The 22,857-nt window shown below is 55.5% G+C and carries 22 protein-coding genes; 10 read left to right on the top strand and 12 right to left on the bottom strand.

The genetic code is table 11. From position 1 onward, the window contains the following. Window positions 1-20 precede the first annotated feature (20 nt). Entirely contained in the window at window positions 21-1,415 is a 1,395-nt protein-coding gene (locus tag ABEH87_RS05715; protein WP_346574741.1) for a diguanylate cyclase, read from the bottom strand. Between the two features lie 615 nt (window positions 1,416-2,030). Here ABEH87_RS05715 and lolC point away from each other — a divergent pair. The 4 genes from lolC to cobB all read left to right on the top strand — a co-directional run bounded on the left by lolC (window position 2,031) and on the right by cobB (window position 6,257). After that, window positions 2,031-3,230 (top strand): lipoprotein-releasing ABC transporter permease subunit LolC, encoded by a 1,200-nt coding sequence (lolC, locus tag ABEH87_RS05710; protein ID WP_346574739.1) that lies wholly within the window; start codon window positions 2,031-2,033, stop codon window positions 3,228-3,230. Beyond that, the gene (lolD, locus tag ABEH87_RS05705) at window positions 3,223-3,927 is read left to right on the top strand and encodes a lipoprotein-releasing ABC transporter ATP-binding protein LolD (RefSeq protein WP_346574737.1); all 705 of its coding nucleotides are present in this window, start codon (window positions 3,223-3,225) and stop codon (window positions 3,925-3,927) included. Before lolC ends, lolD begins: the two co-directional genes overlap by 8 nt. Further along, on the top strand, window positions 3,927-5,171 hold the full coding sequence (lolE, locus tag ABEH87_RS05700) for a lipoprotein-releasing ABC transporter permease subunit LolE (protein ID WP_346574735.1): 1,245 nt from the start codon (window positions 3,927-3,929) through the stop codon (window positions 5,169-5,171). The genes lolD and lolE overlap by 1 nt, the downstream gene beginning before the upstream one ends. Before the next feature lie 174 nt (window positions 5,172-5,345). Then, window positions 5,346-6,257 (top strand): Sir2 family NAD+-dependent deacetylase, encoded by a 912-nt coding sequence (cobB, locus tag ABEH87_RS05695; RefSeq protein WP_346576148.1) that lies wholly within the window; start codon window positions 5,346-5,348, stop codon window positions 6,255-6,257. Here the strand turns inward: cobB and ABEH87_RS05690 are convergent. Continuing rightward, window positions 6,207-7,379 carry a benzoate/H(+) symporter BenE family transporter gene (locus ABEH87_RS05690; RefSeq protein ID WP_346574733.1) on the bottom strand — a complete coding sequence of 391 codons (1,173 nt, stop codon included), beginning with the start codon at window positions 7,377-7,379 and terminating at the stop codon, window positions 6,207-6,209. The genes cobB and ABEH87_RS05690 overlap by 51 nt on opposite strands. A gap of 106 nt (window positions 7,380-7,485) precedes the next feature. Between ABEH87_RS05690 and ABEH87_RS05685 the strand changes: the two genes are divergently transcribed. After that, complete coding sequence (locus tag ABEH87_RS05685; protein ID WP_346574731.1) at window positions 7,486-8,046, top strand: XRE family transcriptional regulator; 561 nt, start codon at window positions 7,486-7,488, stop codon at window positions 8,044-8,046. A gap of 89 nt (window positions 8,047-8,135) precedes the next feature. Beyond that, window positions 8,136-9,383, top strand: a complete 1,248-nt coding sequence (gene pepT / locus ABEH87_RS05680) for a peptidase T (RefSeq protein ID WP_346574729.1) — start codon at window positions 8,136-8,138, stop codon at window positions 9,381-9,383. Between the two features lie 97 nt (window positions 9,384-9,480). Here pepT and ABEH87_RS05675 read toward each other — a convergent pair whose 3' ends face one another. The 8 genes from ABEH87_RS05675 to rluE all read right to left on the bottom strand — a co-directional run bounded on the left by ABEH87_RS05675 (window position 9,481) and on the right by rluE (window position 17,435). Then, window positions 9,481-10,608, bottom strand: coding sequence for a cupin domain-containing protein (locus tag ABEH87_RS05675; RefSeq protein WP_346574727.1), 1,128 nt, complete (start codon window positions 10,606-10,608; stop codon window positions 9,481-9,483). A gap of 90 nt (window positions 10,609-10,698) precedes the next feature. Beyond that, window positions 10,699-12,159, bottom strand: coding sequence for a two-component system sensor histidine kinase PhoQ (gene phoQ, locus ABEH87_RS05670; protein WP_346574725.1), 1,461 nt, complete (start codon window positions 12,157-12,159; stop codon window positions 10,699-10,701). Window positions 12,160-12,161: 2 nt separating this feature from the next. Then, a complete protein-coding gene (gene phoP, locus ABEH87_RS05665) occupies window positions 12,162-12,830 on the bottom strand; it encodes a two-component system response regulator PhoP (protein WP_346574723.1) in 669 nt (222 codons plus the stop codon). Window positions 12,831-13,009: 179 nt separating this feature from the next. Further along, the gene (gene purB / locus ABEH87_RS05660; protein ID WP_346574721.1) at window positions 13,010-14,380 is read right to left on the bottom strand and encodes an adenylosuccinate lyase; all 1,371 of its coding nucleotides are present in this window, start codon (window positions 14,378-14,380) and stop codon (window positions 13,010-13,012) included. A gap of 29 nt (window positions 14,381-14,409) precedes the next feature. Beyond that, window positions 14,410-15,054, bottom strand: a complete 645-nt coding sequence (gene hflD, locus ABEH87_RS05655) for a high frequency lysogenization protein HflD (protein ID WP_346574719.1) — start codon at window positions 15,052-15,054, stop codon at window positions 14,410-14,412. A gap of 24 nt (window positions 15,055-15,078) precedes the next feature. Next, a complete protein-coding gene (gene mnmA / locus ABEH87_RS05650) occupies window positions 15,079-16,197 on the bottom strand; it encodes a tRNA 2-thiouridine(34) synthase MnmA (protein ID WP_346574717.1) in 1,119 nt (372 codons plus the stop codon). Window positions 16,198-16,257: 60 nt separating this feature from the next. Next, window positions 16,258-16,731, bottom strand: coding sequence for an NUDIX hydrolase (locus ABEH87_RS05645; protein WP_346574716.1), 474 nt, complete (start codon window positions 16,729-16,731; stop codon window positions 16,258-16,260). Window positions 16,732-16,778: 47 nt separating this feature from the next. Then, entirely contained in the window at window positions 16,779-17,435 is a 657-nt protein-coding gene (gene rluE / locus ABEH87_RS05640) for a 23S rRNA pseudouridine(2457) synthase RluE (protein ID WP_346574714.1), read from the bottom strand. Window positions 17,436-17,538: 103 nt separating this feature from the next. Here rluE and icd point away from each other — a divergent pair, with 103 nt between their 5' ends. Together icd and ABEH87_RS05630 are read left to right on the top strand one after the other, a co-directional pair. Then, on the top strand, window positions 17,539-18,789 hold the full coding sequence (gene icd, locus ABEH87_RS05635; RefSeq protein WP_346574712.1) for an NADP-dependent isocitrate dehydrogenase: 1,251 nt from the start codon (window positions 17,539-17,541) through the stop codon (window positions 18,787-18,789). Window positions 18,790-19,263: 474 nt separating this feature from the next. Then, the gene (locus ABEH87_RS05630) at window positions 19,264-19,869 is read left to right on the top strand and encodes a hypothetical protein (RefSeq protein WP_346574710.1); all 606 of its coding nucleotides are present in this window, start codon (window positions 19,264-19,266) and stop codon (window positions 19,867-19,869) included. An 8-nt stretch (window positions 19,870-19,877) separates the two neighbouring features. Here the strand turns inward: ABEH87_RS05630 and ABEH87_RS05625 are convergent, their stop codons facing one another. Together ABEH87_RS05625 and ABEH87_RS05620 are read right to left on the bottom strand one after the other, a co-directional pair. After that, complete coding sequence (locus ABEH87_RS05625) at window positions 19,878-20,306, bottom strand: hypothetical protein (protein WP_346574708.1); 429 nt, start codon at window positions 20,304-20,306, stop codon at window positions 19,878-19,880. 202 nt (window positions 20,307-20,508) lie between these two features. After that, complete coding sequence (locus tag ABEH87_RS05620) at window positions 20,509-20,829, bottom strand: hypothetical protein (protein WP_346574706.1); 321 nt, start codon at window positions 20,827-20,829, stop codon at window positions 20,509-20,511. Window positions 20,830-21,156: 327 nt separating this feature from the next. Between ABEH87_RS05620 and umuD the strand changes: the two genes are divergently transcribed. After that, window positions 21,157-21,576 carry a translesion error-prone DNA polymerase V autoproteolytic subunit gene (umuD, locus tag ABEH87_RS05615; RefSeq protein ID WP_346574705.1) on the top strand — a complete coding sequence of 140 codons (420 nt, stop codon included), beginning with the start codon at window positions 21,157-21,159 and terminating at the stop codon, window positions 21,574-21,576. A gap of 2 nt (window positions 21,577-21,578) precedes the next feature. Further along, window positions 21,579-22,841, top strand: a complete 1,263-nt coding sequence (gene umuC, locus ABEH87_RS05610) for a translesion error-prone DNA polymerase V subunit UmuC (RefSeq protein ID WP_346574703.1) — start codon at window positions 21,579-21,581, stop codon at window positions 22,839-22,841. Window positions 22,842-22,857 lie beyond the last annotated feature (16 nt).

The raw sequence follows: 22,857 nt of genomic DNA, 5'->3' as shown, positions 1-22,857 counted from the left end.
GTCAGGCATCAGCCTGGCCCTCACAGGACAAACTCCGGCCTGACCTGATTGCGTCCACTGCTTTTAGCAATATAAAGTTGTTTATCAGCCTGTTTGATCGACTCATCCAGGCTGTTCACGTTATTGATGTTCAGTGAACTGATGCCAATGCTCACCGTGACGCTGAGATTATGGCCGTTAAGAATGATGCTGTTTCCTTCAATGCTGTGGCGCAGGCGGTTTGCCAGCAGGAAAGCGCGCGGCTGCGAAATGCCTTCTATTAATACCAGAAACTCCTCCCCCCCCATCCGGCACACCAGTGCGGACGCCTGTAATCCCTGACGGATGCATTCGACCGTCTTTGCCAGCACATAATCCCCGCTGGCATGGCCGTAGGTGTCATTGATATTTTTAAACCGATCGATATCAATCACAAAGACTGCGCCAAAAAATCCCTGCGGACGTTTGCGTGGGGTGATCAGCATTTCAAGCCGCGAGGAGAGACCACTGCGGGTCAGCGCTCCGGTGAGAAGATCATAGTCTGCGCGTTGCGTGATGCGCGCGACCAGCTTCTTATTGGAGGTTGTACTGAGCGCGACAATCAGCGGGCTGATCAACATGGCGGCCACGCCAAGCCGCGCCGAGGAGAGACTGTCTATCCGAAAGAGATCGTCTTTTCCCTGAATGTTCAGCACGTTGCCTGCCACCAGAATAATTTCGCTGATGCCGGTGATCATGGTTAACAGGCAGGTGATAAACAGGGGATAGCTTATGGCACACCACAGCAGGGCGGGTAACGGAAATAACAGGCTGCCGGCTCCGCCGACCCAGGTCCCGGTGACGGTGGTCACCAGCAGTGCAACCAGCGGCAATACCGTACTGTCGCGCAGCGCGCCGGCCAGCTGCACCAGCTCATCGCGACGCGGCAGGCTGATCACCAGCGGCAGCAGTAGAATCGAGGTCGACATCTGCTCCGAAAACCAGGAAAACCACGCTTTCAGTAACTCATCGGCAAAGTAGCGTTCGCTGACGAGAGCACCGGCCAGAGCGCAGACTGCGGCCCCCAGCAGCGATGCCGGAAACACATGCAGCAGCGCCTGTAACCGCCGGGGATTGCCGCGGGTGAAATGGTTACTCAACAGCACCCAGCGCGCCGTGGCAATAAACAGAATGTTAGCGGCATCCAGCCCGGCGGCAATGACTGGCGCGGTGCCATAAAGAATATCAGCACTCAGCATGCCCAGATAAAGCACCACCAGCGAGCTGCGCTTATCCAGCGACGGAAAACGGATCAGCAATCCGAGCAGAATGGCGTTGCCTGGCCAGAACAGTGACAGCGAGGCTAAATTGCGCGACGCCAGGCCAATGGTTGACAGCAGCATGGCAAGGGCGAATAAGATGATGACCCGGTTAATATAATATTTATAGTTTGGCATCTTCAGGCTCAGGACGATTAAAACGGGTCACTTACGACACGGTCGGGTTTACGGCTGGCTTCAGGGTGGCAACAGATTGACATCAGGGGATTGGCGTAAAATGATGCCGCTACAAGATACGTGACAACCCAGGTCAAATCAATTTATTCGGAATATTCCTAGTATAATTATTAGCAATATTGTACGTCAGGGTATTTCCATCACTGAAGCTACTCAATCTATTAAATTTGTTAATCTTGTTTTGGTCGCAGACGCTGGATGCTGCCACATATAGCGTAAAACGACTTTCTTTTCGAATAAAAAAGCATCGCCTGCGGAGGTTTGAGAACATTCCTGGTGTTGCTAACTCACTGAGCTTTATCAGAAAATAATGGCACAATGCCGGGTGTGCGCTGCGGGGTGATGCGGTATCTCTGCCGTAAGCCAGGCGGATACCCGAGGCGGATCGTGCGGGTCATCGGCGCAGTACCGGCTGACGGTTGGCGATCTGATGGCGAAAGGTTTTCAGTTGCTGACAAAACAATGTGCAGACTCAGAGGCTTAGTGGTTCCATAACGCCCGTCTAACCTTTATCATCCTTGCCAATTGTTTATTGCCTTGCTAAAGACGGATGTTATGTATCAGCCTGTCGCCTTATATATTGGCCTGCGCTATATGCGCGGGCGTGGTTCAGACCGCTTCGGGCGGTTTGTCTCCTGGCTTTCCGCCATTGGTATTACGCTGGGCGTGATGGCCCTGGTGACTGTGCTCTCGGTGATGAATGGCCTGGAGCATGAGCTGGAAAAAAATACGCTCGGCCTGATGCCGCAGGCGTTAATCACCAGTGAGTCAGGATCCCTTAATCCGCAGCAAATCCCCGCCAGCAGCCTGCATCTTTCCGGCGTCAGCCGGGTGACGCCGCTGAGTAGCGGCGAGGTGGTGATGCAGAGCGCGCGCAGCGTCGGCGTCGGTGTCATGCTCGGCATTAACCCTGATGAGCCGGACCCGCTGACGCCGTTTCTGGTTGGCGTCAGGCAGCAACAGCTCCAGTCGGGGCAGTATAATGTCATCGTCGGTGAGCAGCTGGCCGGCCAGCTCGGCGTGAAGCGTGGTGACCAGGTGCGCCTGATGGTGCCGTCTGCTAGTCAGTTTACTCCAATGGGGCGCATCCCCAGCCAGCGACTTTTTACCATTGTCGGTACTTTTGCCTCCAACAGCGACGTTGATGGTTATCAGATTCTGGTTAACCAGCAGGATGCCTCGCGCCTGATGCGTTATCCGTCCGGCAATATTACCGGCTGGCGTCTGTGGCTGGATAAACCCCTGCAGGTGGACAGCATCAGCCAGCAGACGTTGCCAAAAGGGCTAATCTGGAAAGACTGGCGCGAACGCAAGGGCGAACTGTTCCAGGCCGTTAAAATGGAAAAAAACATGATGGGGCTGCTGCTCAGCCTGATCGTTGCCGTGGCGGCGTTTAACATTGTGACCTCGCTGGGGCTGCTGATCATGGAGAAGCAGGGCGAAGTGGCGATCCTGCAAACTCAGGGGCTGACCCGCCGTCAGATAGTGACCGTCTTCATGGTGCAGGGCGCTACGGCCGGGATTGTTGGTGCTCTGCTGGGAGCGCTGCTCGGCGTGCTGCTGGCCAGCCAGCTCAATAACCTGATGCCGGTGATTGGCGCTTTCCTGGATGGTGCGGCATTACCGGTCAATATTTCTCTGCCGCAGGTGGCGACGATTACCGTGACGGCGATCGTCGTGGCTCTGCTGTCAACGCTTTACCCTTCCTGGCGCGCGGCCGCCGTTCAACCCGCTGAGGCTTTACGTTATGAGTAACAACATCCTGTTGCAGTGCGACAACCTGTGTAAACGCTATCAGGAAGGCAGCGTGCAGACCGATGTCCTGCGCAACGTGACCTTCAGCGTTCAGCCGGGTGAAATGATGGCGATTGTCGGCAGCTCCGGTTCCGGTAAAAGTACCCTGATGCATCTGCTGGGCGGGCTGGATACCCCAACGTCCGGTGAGGTGGTCTTTGATGGCCGCTCGCTGAACGGCATGTCTTCAGCGGCCAAGGCCGGGCTGCGTAACCATGACCTGGGCTTTATTTACCAGTTTCACCATTTGCTGCCTGACTTCAGTGCGCTTGAGAATGTGGCGATGCCGCTGCTGATTGGCAAAACCGCGAAAGCCGAAGCCCGGCAGAAAGCGATTACGATGCTGAAAGCCGTCGGGCTGGATCACCGGGCTGAACATCGCCCTTCGGAGTTATCCGGCGGTGAGCGTCAGCGCGTTGCCATTGCCCGTGCGCTGGTCAATAACCCGCGTCTGGTGCTGGCGGATGAACCGACCGGTAACCTGGACGCGCGCAACACGGATGCGATTTTCGATCTGCTTAACGAACTGAATCAGCGTCAGGGCACGGCCTTCTTGGTGGTGACTCACGACCTGCATCTGGCAAAGCGTATGCAGCGCCAGATGGAAATGCGTGACGGACAGCTCACAGACCAGGTGAAGCTGGCAGGTAGCCTCTGATGGCGGGGTCTCTCTCACTTCTGCTTGGCCTGCGCTTCAGCCGTGGCCGCCGGCGCGGGGGGATGGTCTCACTGATTTCGGTGATCTCTACCGTCGGGATTGCGCTGGGTGTGGCGGTACTGATCGTTGGCCTGAGCGCGATGAATGGTTTTGAGCGTGAGCTGAACAACCGCATCCTCGCCGTGGTGCCGCACGGTGAAATCGAACCGGTCAATCAGCCGTTTAACGGCTGGCAGGGGCTGCTCCCGAAAATTGAACAGGTTCCCGGCATTGCTGCCGCGGCACCCTATATCAACTTTACCGGGCTGATTGAAAGCGGCAGCAAGCTGCAGGCGGTTCAGGTGAAGGGGGTTGACCCGCAGCAGGAGAGCCGCCTCAGCGCGCTGCCTTCCTATGTGCAGGGGGGGGCCTGGCAGACCTTTGCTGCCGGTAAGCAACAGATCCTGCTGGGGCAGGGCGTGGCGACCAGCCTGAAGGTGAAACAGGGTGACTGGCTGACGATTATGATCCCGAACAGCGACGCCGGGAATAAACTGTTACAGCCGAAGCGGGTGCGCTTGCAGGTCAGCGGGATCCTGAAACTGAGCGGGATGCTCGACCACAGCCTGGCGCTGGTGCCGCTGGCTGATGCTCAGCAGCTGCTGGGGATGGGAGAAAGCGTCACCGGGATCGCTATCAAAGCGACTGACCCGTTCAATGCGGTCAGCCTGGTGCGTCAGGCCGGTGAAGTCACTCACGCTTACGTTTATATCCGCAGCTGGGTTGGCACCTATGGCTATATGTATCGGGATATTCAGATGATCCGCGCGATTATGTATCTGGCGATGGTGCTGGTGATCGGCGTGGCCTGCTTCAATATCGTTTCCACTCTGGTGATGGCGGTGAAAGATAAAAGCAGCGATATTGCCGTGCTGCGCACCCTCGGAGCGAAAGACGGTCTTATCCGCGCCATCTTTGTCTGGTACGGGCTGCTCGCCGGGCTGGTGGGCAGCGTCAGTGGCGTGGTGGTGGGCGTGCTGGCTGCCCTTAATCTGACACCCATCATTCATGCGATTGAAGCGCTGACCGGTTATCATTTCCTTTCCGGCGATATCTATTTTATTGATTTTCTGCCGTCGGAACTGCACTGGCGTGATGTCGGGATTGTTCTGGTGACGTCGCTGTTGCTGAGCCTGCTGGCCAGCTGGTATCCGGCACGACGTGCCAGCCGTATCGATCCGGCTCGCGTTCTGAGCGGTCAGTAAGGTCGGGGGTATTGAGGGCTGCCTCTCAGTAACGGGAATTTGCTGGTGTTTACCGCACGTTTATCAGCAGACTCTCAGTGCGCCCCGGATAAGCACCCGTTATTATCAGGGGATACTCCCTGGTGGAATGCCGGCTGCGGCATTCCTGCATTTTAAGGATTAGAGGATTTGATGATGCGCACACCCCGTCGCCGCTTAAGGCTGGCACGCTATAAAAAGACCCGACGCCAGGTTCATCAGCGTTTCCGTCAGCGCATTTTCGAACGCGATCGTAACATTGAGATTGCCCGTCACCCGCTGCCGCGCGTTGTTGTCCTGACCGGGGCGGGTATTTCGGCAGAGTCCGGTATTCGTACTTTCCGCGCGGCAGATGGCCTGTGGGAAGAGCACAAAGTGGAAGACGTTGCTACACCGGAAGGCTTTGCCCGTGACCCGCAGCGGGTGCAGGAATTTTACAATGCCCGCCGCCGCCAGCTGTTGCAGGATGACATTCAGCCAAATGCAGCCCACCGGGCGCTGGCCGAGCTGGAATCTGCGCTGGGCGACAACTTCCTGCTGGTCACGCAGAACATTGACAATCTGCATGAGCGCGCCGGAAATCGTAACGTTATCCATATGCACGGCGAGCTGCTGAAGGTGCGCTGCGCCAGTAGCGGGCAGGTCCTGCACTGGGCCGAAGAGGTTAAACCTGACGATCGCTGCCACTGCTGCCAGTTCCCGTCAGTGTTGCGCCCGCATGTGGTGTGGTTCGGTGAAATGCCGCTGCAGATGGACGAGATCTATCAGGCGCTGGCGCAGGCCGACTATTTTGTGGCGATTGGCACCTCTGGTCACGTCTATCCGGCAGCCGGTTTTGTCCACGAAGCGAAACTGCAGGGCGCGCATACCGTTGAGCTGAACCTCGAACCGAGCCAGGTCGGCAGCGAGTTCGAAGAGAAGCAGTACGGGCTGGCCAGCCAGGTGGTGCCGGAATGGGTTCGCGATCTGCTGGAAAATATCGCCATACCGGATGGCCGCCAAGGTCCTGATGCGCCGTCAGCGTTTGGCCAGCGTAAAGATCAGGTGGGCGAGAACTCCACCGATTAATCCCCAGAACGCCGCCCCGATGCCCAGCAGGGTGACGCCCGAGGCAGTGATCAGAAAAGCGATCGCTGCCGCATCCCGCTGTTTCTCATCGCTTAATGCCCGTTGCAGACTCCCGGCAAGGGTACTCAGTAATGCCAGCCCGGCAATGGTATGGATCAGTGCCTGCGGCAGTGCGGTAAACAGCCCGCTAATCGCCCCGCCAAACACCCCCGCCAGCAGATAAAACACCCCGGCCGCCGCTGCCGCCCAGTAACGCCGCTGAGGATCGTTGTGCACTTCCGGCCCCATGCAGATCGCTGCGGTGATCGCCGCAATACAGACGGTAAACCCGCCGAACGGTGCCAGCAACAGAGCGGTCAGTCCGGTCCAGGCAATCAGCGGTGACACGGGGAGCGTGTAACCGTGCGCTTTCAGCGCGGCAATGCCGGGAGCATTCTGTGAGGCCATCGTGACAACAAAGAACGGGATGCCAATACCCAGCAGGGTGGAGAGCGTAAAGTGCGGGGGAATCAATTCCGGCATCACCAGGCTTTGCGTATGGGTAACGTGAATGTTGCCCTGCAGAGCGGCTACCAGCAGGCCGTCGAGCAGAGTCAGCACAATCGCGTAACGCGGCAGCAGGCGGCGGGCCAGCAGATAGACCAGGCACATGCTGCCGCTCAGAGCGAAGTTCACCTGTAACGCCGCAAAGGCATCAATGCCAAAGCGCAGCAGAATACCCGCCAGCATCGCGGCGGAAATCGCCTGCGGGATATAGTTCATCATGCTGGCAAACAGCCCGGTAATTCCGCAAATCAGGATCAGCGCAGAGGCAAACATAAACACGCCGATGGCCTCATTCAGCGAGGTGCCGGGAAGACTGGTGACCAGCAGGGCTGCTCCCGGCGTGGACCAGGCCGTCAGCACCGGCGTGCGATACCACAGTGACAATCCCAGCGAGGTGACGCCCATCCCCAGCCCCAGCATCGTCAGCCAGCCGCCCGTCTGAGCTACCGTGGCCCCGGCCGCTTCCGCTGCCTGAAAAATAATTGCTGCCGAGCTGGTATAGCCGACCAGCACGGCGACAAAGCCGGCAATAACGGCGGGAAAAGTCAGATGACGAAAAGTCAGGGGCGGGCGCATAGGCAGTTCCACAAGGGTGAGTTGACCGTTATAACGCACAAGGTAGCACCGTGCGTTATAACGTACAAGTGGCTATACTGGCCTGATGCCTAAAGGAGATCACGACATGGATCATTTACAGCAGCATCTGGCCGACACCCTGAAAGCCCGGCGCAGTGAACGCGGCTGGAGCCTGACGCAGGCCGCGCAGGTCACGGGCGTGAGTAAAGCGATGCTCGGACAAATTGAGCGCGGCGAGTCCAGCCCGACGATTGCGACACTGTGGAAAATTGCCACCGGCTTCAACCTGCCTTTCTCTGTGTTCATCGAAGCGGATGACGTTGACCGTGCGATACCCCGGCGTCGCCAGCTGTTACAGGAATATTCTCCGGCGGATAATCTTATGCAGGTGCTGCCGCTGTTTCCCTTTGATGCGCAGCTGAACTTCGAGATGCTGGTGATTGAACTGGCTGCCGGAGCAGGCAGCGAGTCGGCCCCTCACGAGCCGGGCGTGGTGGAACATGTGGTGGTGATTGAGGGGGAACTTGAGCTGCAGGTCGACGGGAACTGGCATCGCCTGGTGCAGGGAGAAGGGCTGCGTTTTCACGCCGATTGTCCCCACGCTTATCGTAATCCCCGCGATCGACCGGTGCGTTTTCACGATCTCATTCATTATCCGCAACGTTAATTGAACGCCAGTGTACTAAAGTGACCTGAAACAATATTTAACATTGTCGTGCTATCCATAATAAGCGCTGGCATTCAGAGGGACGTTAGATGAATAACTTACTTGATCGCTTCTTAAACTATGTGTCTTTTGATACGCAATCTAAAGGTAACGTTCGTCAGGTCCCCAGCACTGAGGGGCAATTACGCCTGGCGCAAAGGCTGTGCGATGAGCTGCGTGCGATGGGGCTGAGCGACGTTAACTGCAGCGAGCGCGGTATTGTGATGGCGACACTGCCATCAAACATCAGCTGGCCGACGCCGGTGATTGGTTTTATTTCCCACATGGATACCTCGCCGGATTTTACCGCGAAAAATGTGAATCCGCAGGTGATTGAAAATTATCGCGGCGGTGATATCGCCCTGGGTATTGGCGATGAAATCCTCTCGCCGGTGATGTTCCCGGTGCTGCATGAACTGATCGGTCATACCCTGATCACGACCGATGGTAAAACCCTGCTGGGTGCCGATGATAAGGCCGGAATTGCCGAGATCATGACCGCGCTGGCGCATCTGACCTGCGGAGAGGTCGCACACGGTGAGGTGCGGGTGGCCTTTACGCCGGATGAAGAGATTGGCCGTGGTATTCAGCATTTTGACGTGCAGGCCTTTGCGGCCGACTGGGCCTATACCGTAGACGGCGGCGGCATGGGCGAATTTGAGTATGAAAACTTCAACGCCGCCTCTGTTACGGTCAAAATCACCGGTAACAATGTGCATCCGGGGACGGCAAAGGGCGTAATGATTAATGCGCTGGACGTGGCGATGCGTTTTCACCGTGAAGTGCCGGAAGACGAAGTGCCCGAAAAAACCGCAGGCTATGAAGGTTTCTATCATCTGCACGGCATTAAAGGCAGCGTAGACCGGGCTGAACTGAGCTATATCGTGCGGGATTTTGCCCGCAGCGGTTTCGAGGAGCGCAAAAAACGGCTGGCAGACATTGCCGCCCGGCTGGAGCAGCGCCTTGCTTATCCGGGGGCGATAGAGCTGGTGGTGGAAGACAGTTATTACAATATGCGTGAACAGGTGGAAGCGTGCCCACAGAGTATCGACCTGGCGCTGAAAGCCATGCGCGACTGCGATATCACTCCACAGGTTAAGCCGATTCGCGGCGGGACGGATGGGGCACAGCTGTCGTTTATGGGGGTACCCTGTCCGAACCTGTTTACCGGGGGGTATAACTATCACGGACGGCATGAGTTTGCCTCACTGGACAATATGGAACAGGCGGTCAGAGTGATTACGCGGATTGTGGTATTAGCGGCGGAGCAGGCGAAAATAATGAAAAATGCGGGCTGACCGCAACAGAAGATCAGCCCCTACCACTGTCTGCTATTAACCTGTAGCAGGGACGACCTGTAACGGTCAGGTGTCCCTGTTCGCCCCGCGTTGTGGATTACTCTTCTTCGGGAAAATACCAGTAGCCGCTGTTGACCAGCGCGGCCAGCTGAGCGAGGAAGGACGGATCGTCCAGCGCATCAGCAAACTGCTCCTGACCCAGCGTGAGATCGTTCGCCAGCGCCGTCAGGGCGCTACGGTGCGGGGAGGCGATCTGTTCACCATTGATGAACACCGCTTCGCCAATGGATACCACGCGCAGGCCGCCGAGGCGCGACAGGCGGTCGCCCTGCTGCAGTGCATCGTAGATTTCATCGGGTTGATACGGCGGCTCCGGTGGGGCTACGTCCAGCTCGTGGCGCGACTGCGATACAAATTCACCAAACCACTGATTGAAATGTTCAGGCTGATCGATCAGCTCCTGCATCATGGCGCGAATGCCGTCCAGCTCCGCAGGCAGAATTTCCGCGTTGTGCTCACGCGGCTGCACGTCGGGATCGCTGAAGCGGCGGCTGCCCAGCTCGCGAGCCAGCACGTAGTCGGCAAAACCGCTGATCAGTTCACGCCCGCTTGGCGCACGGAAGCCTACCGAGTAGTTGATGGCGTTTTCCAGTGAGTAGCCTTCATGCGGGAAGCCCGGTGGAATATAAAGAATATCTCCCGGTTCCAGCTCTTCATCGATAATCGCGTCAAACGGCTCAACCTGCAGCAGGTCCGGGTGCGGGCAGTGCTGCTTCATTTCTGTTTTCTCACCCACGCGCCAGCGGCGGCGGCCGGTGCCCTGGATGATAAACACGTCATACTGATCAAAGTGCGGACCCACCCCGCCGCCCGGAACCGAGAAGGAGATCATCAGATCGTCCATGCGCCAGTCGGGGATCGCGCGGAACGGATGCATCAGCGCGGCAGAAGGTTCATGCCAGTGATCGACGGCCTGCACCAGCAGTGACCAGTTATTTTCGCCAAGATGGTCAAAGCTCTCAAACGGGCCGTGGGCGACCTGCCATTTGCCGTCCTGATGGCTGACCAGGCGGCTGTCTACCTCATTTTCCATCGCCAGCCCGGCGAGTTCATCGGGGGAAATCGGGTCAACGAAGTTTTTGAAACCGCGTTTGAGGACTACCGGGCGTTTCTGCCAGTAGCGCTGAATGAAATCTGGCCAGTTGAGATCGAGCTGATAATCCATGATGGTTTCCTGAAACGCGAAAGTGGATAGATTATAACAGCGCACGGCAGTTGCTGGGTACCACCGTGGTGAAATGTCCTGGCGGGAGGATTACTCGTGTTTGTGCAGTATCTCCTGGCGCTCAAACTCTACTTCCATACGCGCACCACCCAGTTCACTGGTGCCTGCACGAATATCCCCGGCGTACTGCTCCAGGATGTCGCGCGCCAGCGACAGGCCCAGCCCCTGGCCAGGGCGCAGCGTATCGGCGCGCTGACCGCGTATAAACACCAGATCGCGTTTGTTTTCCGGGATGCCCGGACCGTCATCTTCAACGATCAGCAGTAAGGTTTTCTCCGTCTGCTGCACGCTGACCTCAACAAATTCCAGGCAGTATTTACAGGCGTTATCCAGCACGTTGCCCATCACTTCCATAAAGTCGTTCTGTTCGCCGACGAAGATCACCTCTGGCGAGATATCCAGCGTCAGCACCACCCCTTTGCGCTGGTAGACCTTATTCAGCGCCGAGCACAGCCCGTCGAGCAGGGCAGGGACGGAGTGGACATCGCGTTTCAGGGCGTGGTGGTCGGCCTGCATACTGGCCCGATGCAGGTAGTAGCCGATCTGCTGCGAAATGCGGCTAATCTGCTCCAGCATGATCGGCTCAGCCTGTTCAATAGAGAGGTTTCGCTCCCCGCGCAGTGAACGCAGAGTGGTCTGCAACACCGCCAGCGGGGTTTTCAGGCTGTGAGTCAGGTCGCTGAGCGTGGTGCGGTAGCGGGTGTAACGCTGGCGCTCGTTATCCAGCAACATATTCAGGTTGCGTACCAGCCCTTTCAGCTCCTGCGGCGGGGCCGGGTCGAGCGTTTCGCGACCGCCTGCTTCCAGTTCGCGCACCTGAGCCGCCAGGGCGCCAATCGGGCGCAGGCTCCAGTGCGCGGCCAGCCACAGCAGCGGAATAATCAGCAGCAAATTGGCCAGCAGTACATAGCTGAACCACGACCATACCACGTCCGAGTGTTGAAGCTCCTGCGGGATGGAATCCACCACGACGATGGTCAGCGCCGGCAGGCTGGAGGTGGCTTCATAGCGATTGACCGCCACCGAGTGGGTGAAGGTGTCATTGCCGTCGTCGTCGTAGGCCGTGAGTTTGTTCTGTGCCGCACGGTCATTCCCCAGCACTTCACGGCTGGTGTGGTTGTTGGTGTCAATTTCATAGAAATCAGACTTGCTTAACCATTCACGGTGGATCTTACTGCGGATATCCGGCACGTCGCGCTGCTGCCACAGCAGCTTGCCGTTATCATCATAGATAAATACCAGTGCTGGAAAGTTCAGCGTCATGCGTTCCGGCTGGACGATAGTCAGCCTGCCGTTATTCCACTGAGAAAGGGTGAAGAACAGATTACTTTCGCTGCGCAGCACGCGGTAGGTATTTTTATCGAAGCTGACGACATAGCCCACGACCGCCACCATGCCGTAGGAGAGTGACATCGTCAACACCACGGCGGCGGTGGCCAGTAAGAAACGAATACGCAGTGATAGCGGTTTTTTTCGACGTAAGTTGAACATGTTCAGAGATCGAAGCGGTAGCCCTGACCGCGCACCGTGGTGATCACTTCACGGGCGTGTTCGGCCAGAATCTTTTTGCGCAGGCGCCCCATCAGCACATCAATGGTGTGGCTTTCCCGCAGCTCGGCATCGGGGTAGAGTTGCAGCATCAGTGAATCTTTACTCACTACTTTTCCGGCATTGCGGATCAGGGTTTCAATAATCGTGTACTCAAACGCCGTCAGCTTGATCTGCTGTTCGTTGATGGTCAGTTCGCGGCGTGAAAGGTCAACCTGGAAAGGATGCAGGGTAATAATCTGCGAGGCCAGCCCGCTGTTACGACGCATCAGCGCCTGCATCCGCGCCACCACTTCTTCAATATGGAACGGTTTGGTCACGTAGTCATCGGCACCCGCTTCCAGCGCCTCGACTTTTGCCTGCCAGCCGTCACGCGCGGTCAGGACCAGAATCGGCTGGCGCACTTCCAGGCTACGCCAGCGGCGGATCAGCGCCATGCCGTCTTCATCCGGCAGGCCGAGGTCAACCAGGGTGATGTCCGGTGTGTGTTCATTAAGGAAATAGTCAGCTTCTTTGGCGTCTTCGGCCGCATCAACCTGGTGCCCCATCTCACGTAACTGCACCGCCAGATGATGACGCAGCAGTGGATTGTCTTCCACAACTAACACACGCATAACTGAATCCTTAAATAAGATCTAACTGCAAGAAACAACAACATAGCCCCGATTTACACCAGGGTGCAACAGCGTGAACGATAACGCCCGTTTTGCGGGGGCATAGGGTTGCTTAAGTATAGGGGGAAACAGATAAACAGGAGGTTAACACGGGCCGACCTGAATCGGCCCGGAGAGGGTTATTTCAGTTCATCAACCATCTGAACGGCACGGCCAATATAGTTTGCCGGAGTCATCTGCTTCAGACGGGTTTTCTCTTCTTCCGGCAGCGCCAGGCTGTCGATGAAGGTTTTCATGCCTTCGGCGTCCACGCGTTTACCGCGGGTCAGCTCTTTCAGCTTTTCGTACGGCTTCTCAATGCCGTAGCGGCGCATGACGGTCTGGATCGGCTCAGCCAGCACTTCCCAGTTGTGATCCAGCTCATCCAGCAGACGGTCACGGTTCACTTCCAGCTTGGAGATGCCTTTCAGCGTCGACTGATAGGCAATCAGCGCATAGCCCACACCCACACCGAGGTTACGCAGTACGGTGGAGTCGGTCAGGTCACGCTGCCAGCGCGAGACAGGCAGTTTGCTGGCCAGGTGCTGCATCATGGCGTTAGCCAGGCCGAGGTTGCCTTCGGAGTTCTCGAAGTCAATCGGGTTCACCTTATGCGGCATGGTGGAAGAACCGATTTCGCCTGCAATCGTTTTCTGCCTGAAGTGGTTCAGCGCAATGTAGCCCCAGACATCACGGTCGAAATCGATCAGGATGGTGTTAAAGCGCGCCATGCAGTCAAACAGTTCGGCAATGTAGTCGTGCGGCTCAATCTGCGTGGTGTACGGGTTCCAGGTGATACCCAGCGAGGTGACAAACGTCTCGCTGAACTCATGCCAGTCCACTTCCGGATAAGCGGCAATGTGGGCATTGTAGTTGCCGACGGCACCGTTGATTTTACCCAGGATTTCAATGCGCTCTAACTGGCGCAGCTGGCGCTCAAAGCGATAGGCTACGTTCGCCATCTCTTTACCCAGCGTGGACGGCGTCGCGGGCTGACCGTGTGTGCGCGACAGCAGCGGGATATCACGATACTGCACCGCCAGGTCTTTGACAGCGGCGATGATGTTGTTCCAGTACGGCACAATGACCTCACGGCGAGCCGTTTCCAGCATCAGCGCGTGCGACAGGTTATTGATATCTTCTGAAGTACAGGCGAAGTGAATAAATTCAGACACCGCGTGCAGGGCAGGGACCGATGCCACTTTCTCTTTCAGAAAGTACTCAACGGCTTTGACATCATGGTTAGTGGTGCGCTCGATGGTTTTAATCCGCGCCGCATCTTCTTCGCTGAAACCGCTGACAATAGCATCAAGGAAAGCGTTTGCGTCGGCATCAAATGCAGGAACTTCCTTGATCTCTGCGCACGTTGCCAGTTTTTGTAACCAGCGAACTTCAACTTCAACGCGGAATTTCAGCAGACCATATTCGCTGAAAATAGCACGGAGTGGGCTGACTTTGTCGCCATAACGGCCGTCTACAGGTGAGACGGCGGTCAGAGAGGATAATTCCATTGTTGCTGCTCCAGGATCGGTTAAAAAAATCAGGTTGGGGTCCCGTTAAGGCGGGCCAGAATCGCTTTTGCCTCATTGACTAAGCGGCTACGGGAAAACATTAGCTGCAGACGGCCACCGCCAACCTGCTGCCACAGCACGGCTGCGCGGATACCCGCCAGCAGCGTTGCACGAACTTTGCTCTGTACCTGGCTGTTCTGCAGAACCGCCGGTGAACCGGTGACCTGAATACGCGGGCCAAGCGGGCTGATCACATCAACATAAATTCCTGCCATTGCGCTGAGCAGGGTATCGGATTCCAGGTCGTAGTGCGCCAGCTGGCGATCAAGCTGGGCGATACGATTCGACAGCTCGTTCATCGCCGTTTTGCTGGCACTGAGCTTACGTTCCAGCACCATCATGCTCAGCGTATAGCGCGTCAGCTCGGCACCGAGTCCCTGGCGACTGCTGCTGTTAAGCACAGCCAGCAAGGTTTCCAGGCCAAACTGCAAATTGGCTTCGTCATTGCCGAACACCGCAAGCGTAGAGGACGGGTTCAGGTCCAGCAGGCTGTTCAGCGATGTTTTAAGAGCGTCGGGCGGGCACTGGCCCTGGTGCGCCAGCTGCTGCACCAGGTGGGCAGACTGGCAGATACCCGCCAGCGCCAGGGTGATATCATAATAATTCTTCGCCACGTTTACTCCTGTATACGGACCGTATTACGCGTTAACCAGCGGCAGGCGCTGTTCGATGATGCCGCCACCGAGGCAGACATCATCCAGATAAAATACCGCCGACTGCCCCGGCGTGACGGCCGCGACGGGCTGATCGAAACGCACTTCGATACGTTCTGCATCCAGCGGGGTGACGATGCAGGGAATATCTTCCTGACGGTAGCGGGTTTTCACCGTGCAGCGCAGCGGGGCGGTCAGCGTCTCGCGATCCACCCAGTGCAGCTGCTGAGCAATCAGCCCCACCGACATCAGATGCGGGTGGTCGTGGCCCTGAGCCACCACCAGCACATTGTTCAGCACGTCTTTATCCACCACGTACCAGGGCTCTTCATTACCGTCTTTGGTACCGCCGATCCCCAGCCCTTTCCGCTGACCGAGCGTGTGGTACATCAGACCCTGATGCTGACCAACGGTGTCGCCGTCAACCGAGACAATCGGGCCTGGCTGTGCAGGCAGGTAGCGGCCGAGGAACTCGGTAAATTTACGCTCTCCGATAAAGCAGATGCCGGTAGAGTCTTTTTTCTTCGCAGTAATCAGCTCCAGTTGCTCCGCAATGCGGCGCACTTCCGGTTTCTCTAATTCACCGACCGGGAACAGACTTTGTGCAATCTGCTCGTGACCGAGGGTGTAAAGGAAGTAGCTCTGATCTTTATTACCGTCCAGCCCGCGCAGCAGGCGGCTTTTCCCGTCAACATCCTGGCGGCGCACGTAGTGCCCGGTGGCAATATAGTCTGCCCCCAGGTCTTCGGCAGCAAACTCCAGGAAGGCTTTAAATTTGATCTCTTTATTACAGAGAATATCGGGGTTTGGGGTACGTCCGGCTTTGTATTCTGCCAGGAAGTGTTCGAAAACGTTGTCCCAGTATTCGGCAGCAAAATTGACCGTATGCAGAAAGATGCCGAGTTTGTCACAGACGGCCTGGGCATCGGCTAAGTCTTCGGCGGCGGTGCAATACTCTTCGCCATCGTCCTCCTCCCAGTTTTTCATAAACAGGCCTTCAACCTGATAACCCTGTTGCTGTAGCAACCAGGCGGAAACGGAGGAGTCAACGCCGCCGGACATTCCGACGATCACTTTTTTCTGGCTGTTAGAACTGTTCAACATTGCGTGTCCGACTTTAAGGAGCCGTTAAAGGCGACTCTGATAAAATTGCGCAGCATTCTATCATGCGTCGGCGACCTGCGCACTCTCGCTAAAAGGCCACTGGAAAGCGCTGAGGATCGCCAGCGGGTAGCGCTGCCCGGTCTGATAGATTTGCAGGCTTTCCGCTACCAGCGGCGAGCGCAGTTTTTTAGAGGTGATAATCTCCTGCGGCGGCAGCCACCAGCAGCGGTCGATATCGCGATCCTGTGGATAGGTTTCCAGCATTTCTGGCAGATCCAGTGCGAACAGGAAGCGCAGGAACGGGGTATTATCCGGGGCAATCCACTGGTGCAGGCGTAAAAAGGCCTGTGGGACGGCATCAATGCCGGTCTCTTCCGACAGTTCACGCACCGCCGCCTGAAGCAGGGTTTCATCGGCTTCCAGATGGCCTGCCGGCTGGTTCCAGGTGGTGCGGCCACGCACGCGTTCTTCTACCACCAGAAATTGTCCTTCAGCCTGGACTACCGTGGCCACGGTGACGTGCGGTTTGAACATAGTGTGCTCCATTCGGTTATTTCACGCAGACAACTGCGCCATAAAAGTCAGATTTCGTTACTGATATCACGCCACTCACCGGGCGCCAGCCCCTGTAACTGTAACGTACCCATGGAGAAACGGATCAGCCGCAGGGTGGGAAAACCAATATGTGCCGTCATTCGCCGGACCTGACGGTTACGCCCTTCGTACAGGGTGATTTTCAGCCAGCAGGTCGGGATCGCTTTACGTTCCCGAATGGGGGGCTGCCGCTCCCACAGCCAGTCGGGGGCGGCCACTTTTTCTACCCCGGCGGGCAGGGTGGGGCCATCTTTCAGATTTACCCCAGTACGCAGCGGTTGCAGATCGCTGTCCTGCGCATCGCCCTCTACCTGCACGTAGTAGATTTTTCCGGTACGTTTGCCAGGCTGGGTCAGCCTGGCCTGGAGGGCGCCGTCATTGGTCAGCACCATCAGACCTTCGCTGTCACGGTCCAGACGCCCGGCAGCATAGATATCAGGCTGCGGCACATAATCTTTCAGCGTGCGACGTCCGGCCTCATCGCTGAACTGAGGCAGCACATCGAAGGGTTTGTTAAACAGCACCACGCAGCGCGGGCCTTTCGCGGCAGGTCTGGTGGTTCGGCGGGCAGCAGAACGCCCAGGATGATGATTCGTCAGGGAAGATTTTCGCATGGTCTTTGCACTTAGTAACAATGAGCGCATTATACCGCAATCCTGAGATGATTGGCGCGGAGTCAATATTCAAGTAGTATTGACGCGCATCTTACAAGTCATTAACAAAAAAAAGCGCTCGAAGGAGAGGTTAATGGAAAGCAAAGTAGTTGTTCCGGCGGAAGGTCAGAAAATCACCCTGGTGCAGGGAAAACTCAACGTACCTAACAATCCAGTCATCCCGTTTATCGAAGGTGATGGCATTGGCGTTGACGTGTCTCCAGTGATGATCAAAGTTGTTGATGCCGCTGTGCAGAAAGCTTACAACGGTGAGCGTAAGATTTCCTGGATGGAAATTTACACCGGTGAGAAATCGGTAGAGCTTTACGGCCAGGATGTCTGGCTGCCAGAAGAAACGCTGGATCTGATTAAAGAATATCGCGTTGCCATCAAAGGCCCACTGACCACCCCGGTCGGCGGCGGTATTCGTTCCCTGAACGTTGCCCTGCGTCAGCAGCTTGATCTGTATATCTGCCTGCGTCCTGTTCGTTACTACACCGGCACACCAAGCCCGGTGAAACGCCCGGAAGACACCGATATGGTGATTTTCCGCGAAAACTCCGAAGATATCTATGCCGGTATCGAGTGGAAAGCGGGTACACCAGAAGCTGATAAAGTCATCAAGTTCCTGCGTGATGAGATGGGCGTGAAGAAAATTCGCTTCCCTGAGCAGTGCGGTATCGGCGTTAAGCCATGTTCAGAAGCGGGCACCCAGCGTCTGGTACGTGCAGCCATTGAGTACGCTATCACGAACGACCGTGATTCCGTCACGCTGGTTCACAAAGGCAACATCATGAAGTTCACCGAAGGTGCTTTCAAAGACTGGGGTTACCAGCTGGCGAAAGAAGAGTTCGGCGGCGAGCTGATCGATGGCGGCCCGTGGATGAAGGTGAAGAACCCGAACACGGGTAAAGAGATCGTCATTAAAGACGTGATCGCCGATGCGTTCCTGCAGCAGATCCTGCTGCGTCCGGCCGAGTATGACGTGATTGCCTGTATGAACCTGAACGGTGACTACATTTCTGACGCCCTGGCGGCGCAGGTTGGCGGTATCGGTATTGCTCCGGGTGCGAACATCGGTGACGAATGTGCCCTGTTTGAAGCCACCCACGGTACAGCACCTAAGTACGCTGGCCAGGATAAAGTGAACCCAGGTTCTATCATCCTGTCCGCAGAAATGATGCTGCGTCATATGGAGTGGTTCGAAGCCGCTGACCTGATTGTTAAAGGCATGGAAGGCGCAATCGCTGCTAAAACCGTGACCTATGACTTCGAACGTCAGATGGAAGGCGCTAAGTTGCTGAAAGCTTCAGAGTTTGGCGACGCGATGATTAAACACATGTAAGTGTGTTTGTCGGCGGGGGCCCTGTGCTCCCGCCATCATTTCAACGCTACAAAAAGTCTTCCCCGAAAATTCCCCAAAACCGTACAAAAATCCAACCGAGTTTAGACCACGACCCCGATCCAATCTTTGCCTCGATCATCATTATATTTGTCGGTCTGTTCCTTATTTTTTTGTCCTAATCAACTCTGCTAACTATCTCGTGATATCTGAAGCGCTCTATGCTGGCTGTTTACTATTAAATGGCAAATTCTCTCACGTCGCGTCAACCTGCAAAGTAAGTGGCAGTATTGCCATTACCACTAACTGCCTTTCCCTCTGTCAGCATGATATTGATTGGTTTGCGGCTGATTTTGACGGGCCAGCAAATTCTGACTATTCAGCCTTACTTATCGTACAATCGCTTCAATCTTTTTCGGCTGTTGAAAAGGAGGGGGTAAGTTCTGGCGTGGGCATTTCTAAATTTTGGAGAGTGGCATGACGACTATCGAAACCGTAAAACAGCTGGTGGGGAAAAGGGGCTACAAGGATAACCCTGTTTACCGTGAGGCTATGGTACAAATGCGGTTCGATGAGTTCACGGATGAGGACGTGGAGTTTTTCAAAACGCTCTATATCACATCAAAAGATATTTTCAGCCGTAATCAGATATTACAGGCCCTGGTCTTACAGTGTCAGAGGCATGATCTGAAGAGCTTTTTCCTCGCTGCGTTCAGGAAGGAACGCTATGTAGACATGCGATTAGTGGCCATTCGCGGTTATACGCACTATGCCACTGAAAAAGAGGTCACCCCGCTGATGTGTAAGCTTTCGGATATCATCGGAAAACTACCTGCACAGACGCGCTATCCCTATCAGGAATATGAGATGTTACGATCTGAGTTTGGTCTTCCTTACTTAGTCGAACACTATGGGTATAGCTGCTTTATCCTGGCGTCAGAACAGTTAAACACGCAGTACAATGATATGCCTGATTTGTGCAAAGGTTTTTTCACGCTGGATGCTCACGGTCTGCATATTTCTTTACTTCCTCCTGAGGAAGTAAAGGTGCGGCTGGGAGAACTGTTAAGTAAAAATCAGTAAGGACGAACTCAGACTGCCTTGATTGACACCGTCACTTCACGGCCCAGCAGGTACAACGCCTGCTCTAAAGCGTCGATCTTTGATGCATGCTCCACATCCAGAAGCCGGTCAATCTGTTGGCTGTTCATGTTGAGCTTGCGCGCCAGGTCAGCTTTACGGGTGTCGGTCTGCATCATGGCATTATGTAGCGCGGCTTTCAGGCAGGTGAGCACCGGGATATGTACCAGAATTTCCCCCGGCAGCGCTGGCGATGCCTCAGGTATGAGCAGGCGAGAGCTGATGCTGTCGCCAATGGCTGCCGTTAAGCCTTCGCTCGCCTCCAGCTCAATATCTTCCTCGTCGTAGGCGACGGAGTGCGCTGTTTTGAAGTCGCGAAAGCTGATTTCATATGTATCACTTTCTTCATCATAGGATGCTGAAGCCGGGTATTTGAACATAATGCGCCTGTTGGTTTGGGCGTGAGTGGCCCGTTAACGGAGTGTCTGAGCCAGAGGCTGTGTGCCTGTATGGGAATTTTTTATTCATCCGGCATACAGGGCGTAAACGCTAAGTGGGGCTCTCCCGGTTGCGGAGGAGCCCCATCAGGGCCATCGTCACAGCGCCCCTTCTTGTATCATAAAAACGCCTTCCTGCGGAGAGTTATACGCACTGGAACGTCAGGCGGGCAACACCGTTAACGAGCAGGTGAGTATCTATATCCATTCTCACTTCCTTCATCGCTTTATTTTTCACGCTGCAAAAGTCGGATGCATTTTTAGTCGCGGTGCCAATGGCACTTTTAATTCTGCCAGCAAAAGGCGCGGCTTCAACTTCGGTAAAGTAGTTGCCGTTATCCAGCGTTTTAACATTTGACTGATAGGTTAAGCCCAGTCCGTGAAATTGTGTTTTGTCATTCTGCACGGCACATCCGCTCAGGATAGCGCTGACGATAACCGAGGTGACAATGATTGACGTTTTCAAATGAATATATTCCTTTATATGTTTGAGGGGCCTTTATCTTACAAGAGATAATCAAACATTGATTAAACCAGTGAATGTTTACATTCATATGCCTTTTTATCGCGCTGAAAATGTGTATGTTTTAAAGGTCTGATGTCGAACAATCAGACATTGTGGCCTCAGCGTACACTTATCCCAATCGCGGCATTGACCCGAACTGCGGAATGAGTCGATCAACTAAATTCCCCGTGACTTCAGATGCTTTCCGCAATCTTACCGCAAGCCTCTTGATCGCCGCGCAGATTCAACGATACTGTACATAAATACAGTGTTATTGAGATTTCTACTATGCAGTTTATCCGACCAGTTGACAGCGCTGATGCTGTACCCCTGCCGTTGTTTATCGAACGTGTCCCCTGTGGCTTTCCCAGCCCGGCTCAGGATTATGTTGAAGATCGGCTCGACCTCAACAAGTTTGCCATTAAGCACCCCAGCGCTACCTACTTTATTAAGGTCAGCGGCGACTCGATGTGCGGGGCAGGGATTGCTGACGGCGATCTGCTGATCGTTGACCGGTCACTGACCGCCGTTCATGGTGACATTGTGGTGGCCGCCGTGGCAGGGGAGTTTACGGTTAAGGAACTGCGTACCCGACCCTCTTTACAGCTTATCCCCCATAATCGCCATTACGCCGCGATCTCCTTTTTCAGCGAGGAAGAGTTGGAAATTTTCGGAGTAGTAACCTTTACCCTCAAGGCGCATAAATAACCATGTTTGCGCTGGTGGATGTGAACAGCTTTTATACCTCCTGCGAAACGGTTTTTCGTCCTGACTTGCGGGGAAAACCCGTGGTGGTGGTATCGAATAACGATGGCTGTGTGATTTCGCGCTCTGCTGAAGCCAAAGCGCTGGGAATCAAAATGGGTGCCCCCTATTTTAAACTGAAACAGGAGCTGCAGCGCCAGCATATCCATGTCTTCAGCTCTAACTATGCGCTCTACGCCGACCTCAGCCACCGGGTGATGACGATACTGGCGGAGATATCACCGGGCATTGAAATTTACTCTATCGATGAAGCTTTTATTGACGTCAGCGGAGTCGAAAGCTGCATGGCACTGGATGTGTTTGGTCACCAGATGCGCAATCAGATCCTCAAACAAACCGGCCTGGTGGTGGGGGTGGGCATCGGGCCGACAAAAACGCTGGCAAAACTCGCCAACTATGCGGCTAAAACGTGGCGCAAAACGGAGGGCGTGGTCGATCTTTCTTCTGTCGATCGCCAGCGTAAACTTCTGGCGCTGGTGCCGGTGGAAGAGGTATGGGGCGTCGGGCGCAGGATCAGTAAGAAACTGAATCTGATGGGGGTTGAGACGGCTCTGCAGCTGGCGGAGAGTTCTCTCTGGGTTATCCGCAAACATTTTAACGTGGTGCTGGAAAGAACCGCCCGCGAGCTGCGCGGGGAGCCATGCCTTGATATGGAAGAGTTTGTGCCCACCAGGCAGCAGATAATGTGCAGCCGCTCATTCGGCCACCGGATTACCGCCTATGAAGAGATGCATCAGGCCATCTGCGCTTATGCGGAACGTGCCGCAGAAAAGCTGCGTAAGGATAAGCAGTTCTGCCGTTTTATCAGCGTTTTTCTGCGAACCAGCCCCCATGCTGAAGGGGAGGTGTTCTATGGTAATCAGGCTTCAGGCACGCTGCTTGCCCCCTCTAACGACACCAGGGACATCATTCGCGTGGCTACGGAGGCGCTTGACCGTATCTGGGTGGAGGGGCACCGCTATATGAAAGCCGGGGTGATGCTGGGTGATTTCTTTAGCAAAGGCGTGGCGCAGCTCAGCCTGTTTGACGAATGTCAGCCAAAAGCCAACAGCGAAGCGCTGATGAGCGTGCTGGATGAGCTGAATCAGTCGGGTAAGGGCAAGGTGTGGTTTGCCGGGCAGGGGATAGAAAAAAGCTGGGCGATGAAGCGGGAGATGCTTTCTCCGGCTTATACCACGCGTTACACCGACTTTCCCGTGGCGAAATAGCCTCAGCCAGCCTCGG

The organism is Erwinia sp. Eh17-17 (assembly GCF_039675725.1).
Taxonomy (GTDB): domain Bacteria; phylum Pseudomonadota; class Gammaproteobacteria; order Enterobacterales; family Enterobacteriaceae; genus Erwinia.
This window is presented reverse-complemented; position numbering and strand designations above follow the sequence as displayed.

Bases quoted from the DNA above. Each gene is read 5' to 3' on its own strand.
- ABEH87_RS05715 (WP_346574741.1), bottom strand. From the start codon at position 1,415: ATGCCAAACTATAAATATTATATTAACCGGGTCATCATCTTATTCGCC.
- lolC (WP_346574739.1), top strand. From the start codon at position 2,031: ATGTATCAGCCTGTCGCCTTATATATTGGCCTGCGCTATATGCGCGGG.
- lolD (WP_346574737.1), top strand. From the start codon at position 3,223: ATGAGTAACAACATCCTGTTGCAGTGCGACAACCTGTGTAAACGCTAT.
- lolE (WP_346574735.1), top strand. From the start codon at position 3,927: ATGGCGGGGTCTCTCTCACTTCTGCTTGGCCTGCGCTTCAGCCGTGGC.
- cobB (WP_346576148.1), top strand. From the start codon at position 5,346: ATGCGCACACCCCGTCGCCGCTTAAGGCTGGCACGCTATAAAAAGACC.
- ABEH87_RS05690 (WP_346574733.1), bottom strand. From the start codon at position 7,379: ATGCGCCCGCCCCTGACTTTTCGTCATCTGACTTTTCCCGCCGTTATT.
- ABEH87_RS05685 (WP_346574731.1), top strand. From the start codon at position 7,486: ATGGATCATTTACAGCAGCATCTGGCCGACACCCTGAAAGCCCGGCGC.
- pepT (WP_346574729.1), top strand. From the start codon at position 8,136: ATGAATAACTTACTTGATCGCTTCTTAAACTATGTGTCTTTTGATACG.
- ABEH87_RS05675 (WP_346574727.1), bottom strand. From the start codon at position 10,608: ATGGATTATCAGCTCGATCTCAACTGGCCAGATTTCATTCAGCGCTAC.
- phoQ (WP_346574725.1), bottom strand. From the start codon at position 12,159: ATGTTCAACTTACGTCGAAAAAAACCGCTATCACTGCGTATTCGTTTC.
- phoP (WP_346574723.1), bottom strand. From the start codon at position 12,830: ATGCGTGTGTTAGTTGTGGAAGACAATCCACTGCTGCGTCATCATCTG.
- purB (WP_346574721.1), bottom strand. From the start codon at position 14,380: ATGGAATTATCCTCTCTGACCGCCGTCTCACCTGTAGACGGCCGTTAT.
- mnmA (WP_346574717.1), bottom strand. From the start codon at position 16,197: ATGTTGAACAGTTCTAACAGCCAGAAAAAAGTGATCGTCGGAATGTCC.
- ABEH87_RS05645 (WP_346574716.1), bottom strand. From the start codon at position 16,731: ATGTTCAAACCGCACGTCACCGTGGCCACGGTAGTCCAGGCTGAAGGA.
- rluE (WP_346574714.1), bottom strand. From the start codon at position 17,435: ATGCGCTCATTGTTACTAAGTGCAAAGACCATGCGAAAATCTTCCCTG.
- icd (WP_346574712.1), top strand. From the start codon at position 17,539: ATGGAAAGCAAAGTAGTTGTTCCGGCGGAAGGTCAGAAAATCACCCTG.
- ABEH87_RS05630 (WP_346574710.1), top strand. From the start codon at position 19,264: ATGACGACTATCGAAACCGTAAAACAGCTGGTGGGGAAAAGGGGCTAC.
- ABEH87_RS05625 (WP_346574708.1), bottom strand. From the start codon at position 20,306: ATGTTCAAATACCCGGCTTCAGCATCCTATGATGAAGAAAGTGATACA.
- umuD (WP_346574705.1), top strand. From the start codon at position 21,157: ATGCAGTTTATCCGACCAGTTGACAGCGCTGATGCTGTACCCCTGCCG.
- umuC (WP_346574703.1), top strand. From the start codon at position 21,579: ATGTTTGCGCTGGTGGATGTGAACAGCTTTTATACCTCCTGCGAAACG.